The organism is Mucilaginibacter sp. PAMC 26640 (assembly GCA_001596135.1).
GTDB lineage: Bacteria > Bacteroidota > Bacteroidia > Sphingobacteriales > Sphingobacteriaceae > Mucilaginibacter.
The window spans coordinates 2,115,205-2,127,795 of the sequence record CP014773.1 but is presented as its reverse complement, the minus strand read 5'-3'; the positions used below and the strand labels follow the sequence as shown (position 1 = coordinate 2,127,795).

General features: G+C 45.3%; 8 protein-coding genes and 1 pseudogene. 1 reads left to right on the top strand and 8 read right to left on the bottom strand.

Annotation, left to right across the window (positions count from 1 at the left end):
• From A0256_09105 to A0256_09075, 7 genes and pseudogenes are all read right to left on the bottom strand, one after another.
• On the bottom strand, positions 1-1,356 hold the full coding sequence (locus A0256_09105; GenBank protein ID AMR34488.1) for an AP endonuclease: 1,356 nt from the start codon (positions 1,354-1,356) through the stop codon (positions 1-3).
• Between the two features lie 13 nt (positions 1,357-1,369).
• A complete protein-coding gene (locus A0256_09100) occupies positions 1,370-4,534 on the bottom strand; it encodes a TonB-dependent receptor (protein ID AMR31570.1) in 3,165 nt (1,054 codons plus the stop codon).
• 646 nt (positions 4,535-5,180) lie between these two features.
• A pseudogene (locus A0256_09095) lies at positions 5,181-5,657 on the bottom strand (hypothetical protein).
• A gap of 208 nt (positions 5,658-5,865) precedes the next feature.
• Positions 5,866-6,309, bottom strand: a complete 444-nt coding sequence (locus A0256_09090; GenBank protein AMR31569.1) for a hypothetical protein — start codon at positions 6,307-6,309, stop codon at positions 5,866-5,868.
• 55 nt (positions 6,310-6,364) lie between these two features.
• Positions 6,365-7,261, bottom strand: coding sequence for an MBL fold metallo-hydrolase (locus A0256_09085; GenBank protein AMR31568.1), 897 nt, complete (start codon positions 7,259-7,261; stop codon positions 6,365-6,367).
• Positions 7,262-7,355: 94 nt separating this feature from the next.
• Positions 7,356-8,213, bottom strand: coding sequence for a 1,4-beta-xylanase (locus A0256_09080; GenBank protein AMR31567.1), 858 nt, complete (start codon positions 8,211-8,213; stop codon positions 7,356-7,358).
• 312 nt (positions 8,214-8,525) lie between these two features.
• Positions 8,526-9,380: a hypothetical protein gene (locus A0256_09075; protein AMR31566.1), complete on the bottom strand. Its 855-nt coding sequence runs from the start codon at positions 9,378-9,380 to the stop codon at positions 8,526-8,528.
• A 206-nt stretch (positions 9,381-9,586) separates the two neighbouring features.
• Between A0256_09075 and A0256_09070 the strand changes: the two genes are divergently transcribed.
• Positions 9,587-9,997 (top strand): hypothetical protein, encoded by a 411-nt coding sequence (locus tag A0256_09070; protein AMR31565.1) that lies wholly within the window; start codon positions 9,587-9,589, stop codon positions 9,995-9,997.
• A 147-nt stretch (positions 9,998-10,144) separates the two neighbouring features.
• Here A0256_09070 and A0256_09065 read toward each other — a convergent pair whose 3' ends face one another.
• A complete protein-coding gene (locus A0256_09065) occupies positions 10,145-12,547 on the bottom strand; it encodes an ABC transporter permease (GenBank protein AMR31564.1) in 2,403 nt (800 codons plus the stop codon).
• Positions 12,548-12,591 lie beyond the last annotated feature (44 nt).

Genomic DNA, 12,591 nt, shown 5'->3' with positions numbered 1-12,591 from the left:
CTATTTCAACATTTCGGGGTATAACTTGCCGTCTGTTGCTGGCAGGTCTACACCGCTCAGCTTGGCTATGAGTGGGGCAATATCCACCATATTCATAACCGGGATCACCACCCCTTTTTTAAGGCCGGGACCAAAAGCGACAAACCCGGTTTGGATTTGCTGATGATCCGGGTAAAAGCCATGCGTACCTTTTACTTTACTGAACTTTTCGGTTAGCAAATCTGCCTTGTTGCCAAAAGTAGTTCCGTTTGTACCGCTCAGGGCGATCAATACGTCAGGGTCGGCGCCTACCTTATCCAGGTGCGCTTTATCAATTACCTGGTAGTATTGCTTAACAGAATCGGGCTGTTGTGCCAGCAGCTCACTTACTTTTTTCAGCGTTGCTTTGTCGCCCGGGGTTTTCAATTTCAGGAAGGATGATCCGCCGGATGAATGAAACTGCGCTTTCCAGCTGCCGGTTTTAACATCGGTAATCAGGCCCGCCTGTTTCAACAGGTAATTGGGATTAAAGCTGCGGTAAATGTTCTCGAATCCATGATCGCCCAGAATAATAAAAACGGTGCTATCGGCCAGGCCCGCACGGCTTACGCTTTCTACCAGGGTTTTAATCGCCCTGTCGGCACCGGCCACCGAAGCGCGAACCATATAGTGTTCGCGCCCGTTCTCATGTTCATAATGGTCGGTACAGGCCAAATGCAGCGCTATTAAATTGGGCTTATATTTCTTAATGATATAACCTGCCATGCGCGCTACGTTCTCATCCTGCACCAATTCGTTATTATTGGCATTCAAATCTTCTGCCTCCAGCAAACCCGTTGCGTTTTGTTGTACCTCCTGCCATAACGAGGCCGGGGATGTGGCAGCTGCCGTGTATTCCCGGGTATCCTTCATGTCCTTATAGTTCCAATACTCGGGTATGCGGTAATCTATCGGCGCATTAAGTGTTACCGGCCAGCGCACACAGGCCGTTGTTTTGCCAGCCTTGTGCATTGCACTCCAAAGTGTAGGTACTTTAATCAGGTTATAATCCCAGTACCATTTGCCGGTGGCGCCTTCTGCTTCAAAGGGTGTGTTATAGTATATACCGTGTTTGGCCGGTGTAACCCCGGTCATCATTGTGGTATGATCCGGGTAGGTAACCGACGGAAACACCGGGTTTAACCCGTTTGCAGCAATGCCGTTCTTCATCAGCTCTCGTACCGTGGGCATAGCGTAAGTGCTATCCAGGTAAAACTCGGGCCTGAAACCATCCACAGTCACCAGCACTACATGCTTAGCAGGCGCTGTTTGCGCGTTTGCGTTAAAGCTAATACCCAAAGCCAGGGTGGCTGCTATTATCAATTTATTTTTGATCATATCTTTTAACTGATTAAAAACCATAACGTAAACCTACCTGGAACTGATAAGGGTTGCCGCTTAAGCCGGATACGCCTGCATTGGTGTTAACCGAGTAGCCGTATTGTTTGGCTGTAGCATCAAAGCTTTTGATGTTGTAAATAGTAGTGGCCCCCAGGTTGTGGTTTACACCCCAGTTTTTGTTAATGAAATTGCTTACGTTAAACAGGTCCCCGGATACTTCCAGGTAGTGCTTTTTATACAAAGTGATCTTCTTGATCAGCCTTAGATCAACCACACCGTAAAAAGGGTTTACACCACCATTGCGCTCGGCAATTTTACCAAAGCTCTTGGTGATATAAGTCTTCATGCTTTTCTCAACTTTTGGGTTGTTAAGAATAGCGTTGATACCATCTTTCAGGTATTGCGGCGTGCCGGCAGCATTCGGGTCGTAAATAAAGGCCAAATCGTTAGTGGCAACAAAATCGCCGTTTACGTTACCATTCACAGTTAAAGAATAACGGGTACCACTTACCCCGGAGAACCTTAAACCTGCGCTGAAGCCATAAAATGTTGGCGAACTACCATATGCCACTACCTTATTGCGGAACTGGTTATCAGAGTAGCCCACCTGGCTCAGGTTGCGCGGATCATCTTTTACATATTGTACCAGTGTAGCAGTGTTGGCAACGTTACCGTTATATGAGGTATTATCTTTCGTCTGGTTCCAGGTGTAGGATACCGAAATTTCGCCTTGTTTGTAATAACGGTAATCCGCATCAATCACAAACGCCATCTGGTTTACTTTACCCAGGCTCTCCAGCTGCAATACACGGCCTACTTGTGAAGTTTTACGGCCCTGGGTCCAGTCGGCCGAACCGTTTGCGGCATTGATGGTATTAGCCGGCACATACACACCGCGGTTATCTTCGGCCGCGATACGGAAGTACGGCTGATCTGCCATGTTTTTATCGATGTAGGTATAGTTATTACGGCCAAGGCTTAAATAACCGCTGGCAGTAACCCGGAAGTTACGGTTGAAGAAGTGCGAATAAGATGCGTTAGCTTTATAAACAGTAGGCACTTTGGCATCCTTGCCATTGATATTGAAAGTGGTTAATTTAGGGATGTTTGCATTATTAACCAGGTCCATTCCCGGTGCACTTGCCGGGTTCTGACGGTAGCCAGGGAAGTTAGGAACAGGCACCAGGCTGCCGGTAAGATCCACACTGGTAATATGCGATCCATCAAACAGCATATTGTTGATCATAGAGTACGGATTAAGCGCCGAACCTAAGATACCACCACCTAAACGGATGATATCTTTACCATTCTGGCCAACATCCCAGGTGGCTTGCACCCTTGGCTGTATTTGCAGCGTAGCCAGTTTATTGTTGGTATTTAAACCCAGTGTATTAAATACAGTTTGGTTAAAGGCGGCCCTGTCCAGGTAGGTAGTGTAATCTGCACGGATACCGGCAGTAATATCAAAACCAGGGAACAGTACCGTTTGTACCTGCGCGTACAAATTTGGCGCAAGGATGTTAAACTTGATATTCCTGTCGTTAGATAAATAAATATCCCTTGCGTAACGGTACGGGGTAAGGTTATTAAAGTTGGTTAAGCCGGTAAAGTAAAACCTGCCGTTAGTTTCGCTACCATAAATAGAGTTTTGGTTAGTGAACGATAAGCCACCGCCAAAGGTAAAGTTGTACTTGCCTTTTGTCCAGTATAGGTTATCGATCAGCTGGGCAACGTTGTTATTAAAATAGTCGTTACCGTAGCGCTGCCCACCCAGTTGTATTGAAGTAGTATAGCTTGTACCATCCGCTGCTACAGAAGGGATGTTCTGGACAATAGCGCGGGGAATATTATCTGCCGGTAACTGATCGTTGGCAAAAAGCTTATTGTATTCCCAGTAGTGCTGCACCTTAAGCTCATTGGTTACCGTTGGACTAAGGATACTGCGTAATGAAGCCATAACACTGTTATTTAAGGCCTTACGGGTACTGTACACCTCGTAAATATTGATAGCCGTATTATCCCCGTCAGATTGGTTGTCCAAATCATAAACAAAGTTATCCCGTATGGTGAACAGGTTCTTTGAATTGATCTGCCAGTCGATACGGGCAAAACCGGCATGGGTGTTTTTAGTTTTATCAAACTGGCCCACCTGCGGCGAATTAGCCACACCGTACTTATTACGGGCTATGGTCAGGAAGTTATCCAAAGTACCCTGGGTAACGTTATTTCGTTTTTCGTCATCTGCAGATTGGATATTGGCAATGTACAAGGGTCTTGAATCGGCCTGGTGATCCCAGGCAATAAAAAACTGCGCTTTATCTTTAACGATAGGGCCGCCTAACGAAAAACCATACTGATAGGTAGAGAAAGCCTGGTTCCGCTTAACGCCGTTAAGTCCGTATTTACTGGACAGCCAGTTGGCACGTGCATAGCTAAAAGCACTGCCCGATAATACGTTGGTACCTGATTTGGTTACTGTACTAATGGTACCACCACCTGCATTACCATAAGTAACATCATACTGGTTGGTAACCACTTGGAATTCTCTTACTGCCTCCAGTGATATAGAATAAGCACCTGTTGGTAAACCACCTGAAATGGTACCGCGCGCCGCCATACCGTCAATAGTATAGTTAGTTGCCGATGCCAGCTGCCCGTTGAGGCTGCTGCCCGAGCTGAGGGGCGACAGATCTGCCAGGGAAGTAAAGTTACGGCCGTTTACCGGCAGCTTGGCGATATCTTTTGCGGTTACCGCGGTAGATGATCCTATATTTTCGATCTTATTGCGCAATGTAGGGGCCCTAACCTCTACAACGCCCAACTGGTTAACTTTATCTTCCATTAAAAACGTAACCTGTAACAGATCGCCCTGGTTAAGCGCAAAGCCGGTTTGTTTTTGGGTGTTGAGACCCATTGCCTCAACAGTAATGCTGTAGGGCGAACCCAGCGGCAGCTCCTTCAACAGGAAAAGCCCTTTTGACGTGGAAGTAGATTTGATTTGAAAACCGGTTGATTCGTTTTTAACGGTGATGGTTGCATTGGGGACAACTACACCACCCGGACCGGTAACTGTACCGGAAATGCCGGCTAAATTGCTTTGCGCCATAGCTGCCATGACAAACAGCAGCTGGAACATCGCAGCGAAAAACACTCTTTTAAGTAACACTTTTTTCATCCTTAATAAATTTAATTTACGTTGCGGCAAAAGTGTACTTAGTACATTAAGGGGAGGTTACTGCACAATTACTGTTGAATGAACAATTATCAACAACTATGTTAACAAACCTTGAAAACGGGAGTAAAAGATGATGAATTGATAATTATAAAGTTATACGGGGCGGCAGGGTTATAATATTGGAAATAATAATTGAAGCCGGCAGACGCCGGCTCAATAATGAATATCTTAAGATAAATGCAAACAAGAAATAAATTGGCAAGGTGATCTCCCCCCGGGTGTCATCTTAATCGCTGCTACTTCCGCAACCGCTGCCACAGCCACTACAACCAGATGACGAACATCCGCTACCGCAACCACTTTCACCACTGCTGTGGCTGTCTCCGCTATGCCCGTGGCTGCTATGGTGGGCTGAAAAATCACCACCGAAGCCAGCAACACTGCAACCAGACCCGCCATCATTACTTCGTTTATCTTTATTACCGCCCAACTTCCCGGCAGACTCGTATTTATAAACACCCACCGTTACCAGGATGATGATGCCTAACATGACACATATGGCTACGGCACTATCGGATGCCTGTACAAATAGCCCGTAAGACAGCATCAGGAAAGAAACTATCAGTGCATAAGCGGAGAGCTTTGGCTTTTTCACCAGCCAGTATTTGCCGGTGTTTACCCGTTGAAAATTGATATCGCTGAAGCGCTCCTGGTTGGTGTGCCAGATATCTGCCGATGGAGGTATGCCAAACTTGCTGATATACAATTGGTGGGTGGAGGTATAAAAGTTGTCAAATTTTTTGGCTTCTTGTTCGCCGCCTTTTGTGGGGTTGTGATGGATTTCCCGGCCAAGGGTGGTTTTGCAAAGGTCCGTCCAGTAAGACCGGGTAAAGGTTAAGTGCAGGTGCCAGGCCTGGTCTACCGGATCCGATGGGGTTACACCGGTATCTGTAACACAGCACATGAAAATAAACTTCTTGTATTCGGCTATCACACGATGTGTGTAAGCGATATTCCAGCCATTCTCCCTGGCCAGCCGGGCCGAAAACCGGAAGCCAACACCCGGTTCATCCAGCGTAAAGGCTTCAATTTTTTGCCATAATTCTTTTTCGTATTTCGTCATTGTTATAGCTATAAATTAGCTAAAGCTAAACAGAAAGTAGAAACTCGGGATTAATGCAATATTAAGTAATTGTTATTTATTTGGATGTTAATGTTAAGCATTGCGATGGGTAAAAAACCCATCGCAATATTGCTCCTGCCCTTGTTGCGTATCATCACTAACATTTTGAACGGTAAGCGCTACCGCTCAGCAGCATCAAGCCGGCTTATTAGCTTTCAAAAGGCACCATAGCAGAACGTTGGTCAAATGGATCTGTTTCCCACCAACTTTCTGCGTCGCCCCATAAGCTGATTATTTCATGAGCTCTTTGTTTATAGATATTTAAGAGAATATAAACTTTACTGAAATCAAACCAGTGATCACCTTTTAGTGATCCCAAACGGTGTCTGCGATTTATGTGATGAGCAGTGCAATTAGTCGGTTTAATATCTTCGCCCCAACCTAAGTGTATGCCTTTTATAGAGCAGTTGGCAATTTCGACAGTAAACTTTGACGAAGACGAGCTAAATTGAAAAGTCAACAAATTGATTCGATCATCTGCTACCCTTCTAAAATGTGGGAAAGTGCCTTTAAAGCCCTGGGATCTTAAAAATGGAATAACAATGGATTTTAAGGCTTCTTCCATTGCCCGCCGTTTCTCACTTACACTCATGTAAACATTATCAATTTCTCTAGTAAACTCCGTTTTATATTTTCACCAAATATTCTTACACCGACAACTCGTCGTAGGCCGCCTGTAATCCCCGTTCAATGCCGTCACCCTGCCATAAGGTTACACCAGGAATGGTCTTCGCAGCTAAGATCTCTTCTTTAGTTTTGCCAGCTTTAATGCTGCTTTCAACATAGGCCACCAGTTTCTCCATAAAATCTTGCATTTGTTTTACATCTTCCCTGGTGCCGGTAACTTTCATGGGGTCGAAAGCATGACCGAATACATACTGCGTGTTTTTATCAAAAGTTTTAAGAGCCGATTCCAGTGCAAGCGGCCAGTGCTTACAGGATGCGCCTGCACTGCGGTCTACAAAAGGGTATCGCTTATTAAATACCAGGTCGCCAGTGTGCACAATGTTGGCGTTTTCAAAATGGATCATCGCATCGCCATTAGTATGCCCGGGGCCAAAATAATGTGCGCTGATACTTTCATCACCTACCCTTGTTTTCCAGGTATCGGTGAAAGTGGTGTCCGGGTAAAGTTGTTTATCGTCGCTATTTTGCTTGGCAGCGGCCGCCTTTTGATTGATCAGCGAGTTGGCTTGAGCAGCAACATTTATTGCAATGCCTTTAAAGGCGATATTCCCGCCTGTATGATCTCCGTGGTGGTGCGTGTTGATGAGCCATTGGAACGGCTTGTCGCTTTTCTTTTGCATTTCAGCAATCAGATGCTGGGCTGTATCGCGGAATTGCGCATCTACCACTACAATGCCTTCCTTATTCACCATCCAGGCGATGGTGCCACCTTTTTCTATAAAGATCCCCACGTTATTGCGCAATGGGATCACCTGGAAAGTTGGGTCGGCCAGTAACGAAGCAAAGCTGCGGTTACCCAAAAATGCCAAAGCACCTGCTGTAAGGGCTGTATTTCTTAAAAATTGTCTGCGTTCCATTTGGATAAATTTACTTTGGGTTTATTAATAAGTCGGCTGTTCCCGAGCATTCATAAAATGCTTTGGAATAAATAAGAACAAAGGTTTTTAGCCGCTAATACTGATGAAATGCCTGCGATACGAATTCTAAAACCAAGGGTAAAGATCCGCGCCAGTAGGTCCAATTATGGGCACCATCGCGTACGCGGTACTCATGCGGAATTTCCTTTTTACGCATCAGGTTATGCACCAGCCCGTTGCCCTCGTATAAAAAATCATCGTCGCCAATATCCATAAACCAGCGCATAGCTTTTTTGTTAGCGTCGGGCATAGCGTTTATTAGAGGGATCACGCTGTATCTGTTATAATAATTAGTGATGGCGCTATCGGCAGCGTTCGGGTTATTCTTCAGTATAGCAGATCTGGCATCCTCCGCGTTAAGAAACCCGGTAGCAGCACTTAAAGGGCATGCCGACGAGAACAGCTCCGGATGGTGCAGCGCATATACAAAGGTGCCGCCGCCGCCCATGCTGAGGCCAGCAATAGCACGAAAGCGCTTATCATTTTTTATGCGATATTTCTTTTCTACAAAAGGCAAAAGTTCCGTAAAAAAGAAGTCCTCATAATTCCAGTCTCCTTTGATATCATTAAAATAACCGCGCCTGCCGGTGTTGGCATCAGGCATAATGATGATCATTGGTGTGGCTGTTCCTTCGCGGATGGATTTATCGGTAATGCCGGGCACCTCGCCAAACTGCACCCACCCGGTTTGGTCGTCGCCTGCGCCGTGCAGCAGGTAAAGCACCGGGTATTCGCGCCCGCTGGTTTCGTAATCCGGCGGCAGATAAACGGCGTATTTGCGCTCGCTGTTCAGAATCTTACTTTTAACGGTAAGGGCATCATACACCTTACCTGTTTGCGCCAGCAGCGCAACGGGGCAAAGCCACAGCAGAGCGGCTAACAATTTCTTCATGACGGTTTTAATTTGGCTGAAGGCAACCGGGGTTTATTGCCGCATATAAATTTAGAAATAAAGCTTGAATTTTATGCATAGCTAATTTTTTAAACACCAGCGGATCAGAAAAGGTATTGTGCTGTGCCGAACTTAAAAATTATGCTTGCGGATGCCTGCATTTAGCGCCCGATTTTGCTAAGCCGCAACGCAAACTCAAAACAACTGACGCAGTCTGAAGTACCTTGTCATTGTACGTTCCACGTTAAAATCTTTGGCACAAAAAAAGCCATTTCAACAACACAGCTTTTCTATATAGTAAGTAACCTAAGCCTACATATTTAAGCTTAAATACTGCTTTGGGTTAACCGGGTGGCCGTTTTTACGAATCTCGTAATGCAGGTGCGGCCCGGTAGATCTGCCGGTTGAGCCTACTTTGCCTATTACGTCGCCTACAGTAACCCGCTGACCTTCGTGCACATTAATTTTAGATAGGTGGCCATACCAGGTTTCCAACCCGTTGGGATGTTTAATACGTATGCAGTTGCCGTAACCGCCGGCGCGGGCCGCATAAATAACGTTGCCACTGGCTGTGCATTTAACCGCATCACCTTTGTTGCCTTTAAAATCAATGCCGGGGTGAAACTCGCCATTTCCAAAATCAAAGGGATTGCTGCGGTAGCCGAAAAACGAAGTAAAAGAGCTTAACCGCGGATAGCCCATTGGCATGTAGGCGATGTTATTGACCAGCTTATCCAGGTAGGCATTAAACTCTCCGTATAATTTGGTATCGCTTTTTGGTTTGTTGCTCTCCAGGCCAAGGTTTCTAAAAGCAATCCCCCTGAGGCCGCGTTTGCTCAAATAATTATTGATGCCTTTTAGCTTGTTCTGAATGCTTTCGATGTATCCAACGGCTTTACCGCGGTTACCTTCTTTTTCGGCGTTCAGTAATAACTCGTCTTCCTGCGTTTTGTCAATCTCGTCCTGCAAGGTTGCAATTTGGGAATGGAGGCGGCTGTTCTCGTGATTTTGTTGAACAACCTGGCTATTTAAGCGCAATACCGCCGCCATTAGCACCATTACTACAATAAGGCCAGCAGCCATAGCTACTTTAAAGCTATTGAAATGCTTTGCTTTTACCTGTATAACCCGGGGTTGGGCGTGGTTTTTTTGCGTAAAAATTCCCATTACCTAAATGCTCTATTTTTAAGTTTTTTCTCTAGTAAATTAATCAGGGATCAGCGGTTGCCGATAGTGCAATATAACTAATTATATAATTCTGACGGCAAAAACTGATTATAACCCGAACGTAAATTCTTTAGGATTATTCTTATTACGCCCGTGTATGTGAAATGATTTGATAATTTTGTATTATTAATTAAGCTATAAACATTATGTACCCAGAATATTTTGTTGCCCCAATGCGGGCCGAGCTAACCAAGGTTGGTTTTGAAGAGTTAAAAGATGCCCAATCTGTAGAAGAAGCAATTAAAGGACAGGGCACCGTGTTTGTTATGGTTAATTCGGTTTGCGGATGCGCTGCTGCTAATGCACGCCCTGCTGCAAGAATGGCCGCACAAAGCGAAAAACATCCTGATAAATTGGTAACCGTATTTGCCGGTATGGAAAAAGACGCAGTTGATGCTGCACGTAACCTAATGCTGCCTTACCCACCTTCGTCGCCATCAATGGCGTTGTTTAAAGATGGTAAACTGGTTCACATCATTGAGCGCCACCAGATTGAAGGCCGACCGGCACAGATGATAGCCGATAACCTGATAGATGCATTTGAGCAATACTGCTAGTTTAGCGGCAAGAAGCCAAGATTAAAGAAGTAAGATAACAAGAGAAAGGTCTGGTGTTTATACGCCAGACTTTTCTCTTTTTTAACCTTTTCTTCTCCCTTAAATTCTAAATTCCTGGCTCCTGAATCTTGAATTCTTGTTTCCTCCTTATTCGCTCCTTAAGCTTTTCACCGGGTTACTTAACGCTGCTTTGATACTTTGATAACTAACGGTGCATAAAGTGATAAAGATAGCTCCGAAGCCGGTGAATAAGAAGATCCACCAGGATAACTCCGCGCGGTATTTGTAATCCTGCAGCCAGCCGTGCATCAGGTAGTAAGATACGGGTACTGCCACAAGTATGGACACGGATACCAGCACCACAAAGTCTTTCGACATCATTTGCCATAAGCCAAATACAGATGCCCCAAGCACCTTGCGCACACCTATTTCTTTGGTACGCTGCTCAGCCATAAATGATGCCATCCCAAATAAACCCATACAGCTGATAAATATTGCCAGCAGCGTAAAAAAGCCCGCCAGTTTACCTACACGTTCTTCGGTTGCAAACTTTTTGGCGTATTCCTCATCTGTAAAATTATACTCAAAAGGACTGCCGGGGTCGTACTGTTTAAATACAGCTTCTACCTTTCCAATCGCCTCATGGGTACCCACTTTAGGGTTCAGCCTGATATCAATCACATCGCCATTTTTGGTCAGATTTAGAAAAATAGTGGTTTTTACCGGTTCATAGGGCGAGGACATCACCATATCTTTCACTACCCCTATGATTTTCAGTTTCTGGCCCCAATCTACAATTTCACCAATAGGATCTTTAAAGCCCATAAACTTTGCGGCGGATTCATTGATAATGATTGCCGATGTGTCAGAGATAAAGTTTTTATTGAAATCGCGGCCTTTAATGATCTTCCAGCCGGCCGTTCTGCCAAATTCGGGGGTTACGCTTATCGTACCGAAATCGTCCTGCAGATCTGGCGCCTTACCCCGCCAGTTTAAACCGCTATTGTTTGACCATACATCGGTTAACGGACTGGTAGATTCGGCGATATCTACAATAGCGCCACTTTTTAAAAGATCGGCACGCACAGCATTGATATTATTATGAATAGCCTCGGTACGCATATCAACCTGCACCAGGCCGGTGCGGTCGTAACCAACCGGCCTTTCTTTGGTAAACTGCACCTGCCTGAAAACTACGATGGTACAAATGATCAGCGTAACTGATACAAAGAACTGCAGCACCACCAATACCTTGCGGGGAATTGCTGCGTAACGGCCCGCTTTAAACGTACCTTTTAACACCTTTACCGGCTGAAATGATGATAGGTAGAAAGCCGGATAACTACCTGCAATGATACCCGTTAATAAACTAAAGCCAAGCCCCAGTGCCCAAAACCAGGGGTTTGCCCATAAAATCCCTATACTTTTGCCAGCTACCTGGTTAAACCATGGCAAAATCAACAGTACAAGTACTACACTGAATACGAAAGCAAACACAACAACCATAAACGATTCGCTAAAGAATTGGGTGATCAGCTGGCTGCGTACCGAACCTACCGCTTTGCGGATGCCTACTTCACGGGCGCGCTTTTCCGACCGGGCGGTACTTAAATTCATAAAATTAATGCAGGCCAATAACAAAACAAAAACGCCTATAATGGCAAACAACCATACGAATTGGATACCACCTCCTGTGTTTTTCCCCTGCTTAAACTCCGAGTACAGGTGCCATTTATCCATCGGATGCAAAAACAACACGGGTTTAAAGGAGGCACCCACCTTATCGCCCTGAGCTGAAATATTTTTTTGTTTGAGTCCGCCTATACGCGCGTTCACCTTATCTAGATCCGCATTGGCATTTAGCTGTGCAAAAAGTTGAAAAGAATTATTGCCCCAGCGTGTTTCCGCGCGTTTTAGCCAGGGCTGCGTAGTGAGGTAGAAATCCCAGGGAGCAATTATATCCAGATCGTTAAAAGTAGTATTACGTGGCATATCTTCGTACACGCCGCTAACCTTTAGATCATACTTGTTATTTAGTTTAACCACTTTGTTCATCGGGTCGGCATCACCAAAAATTGCTTTGGCTAATTTGGCAGATAACATGACCGATGACGGATCGGCTAATCCGGCACGACTCCCCTTCAGCATCTTGAGACTTAGGATCTCTGTAATTTCGGGCTGTGCAAAATTACCATGACTGGCTAATTTTTTATCGCCGACGGCTATGCTCATGCCGAAAGTCCAGCTGGATAATGAAACGTATTTAAAATCTTTTCCGGCGCCGGTGTACTCCTGGCGTAAAGCAGTGCCCAGCGGGATTGGTATAGAAGGGCCGGTCAGCGTTTCGCCGTTAATGGTTTGGTGTTGTAATATCTGCGCAATGCGGCTGTGGTTGTCAAAATAACGATCATAAGACAGCTCATCCCATATCCAAAGCCCGATCAGCATGGCCACCGCCATACCTACCGATAAGCCCGAAACGTTGATAAACGTATGCGTTTTGTTCTTGATGAGGTTGCGCCAGGCAACTTTTAAATAATTCTTTATCATGATTGTGGGATTAGACAAATTATGTATTGATTACACCATTATTA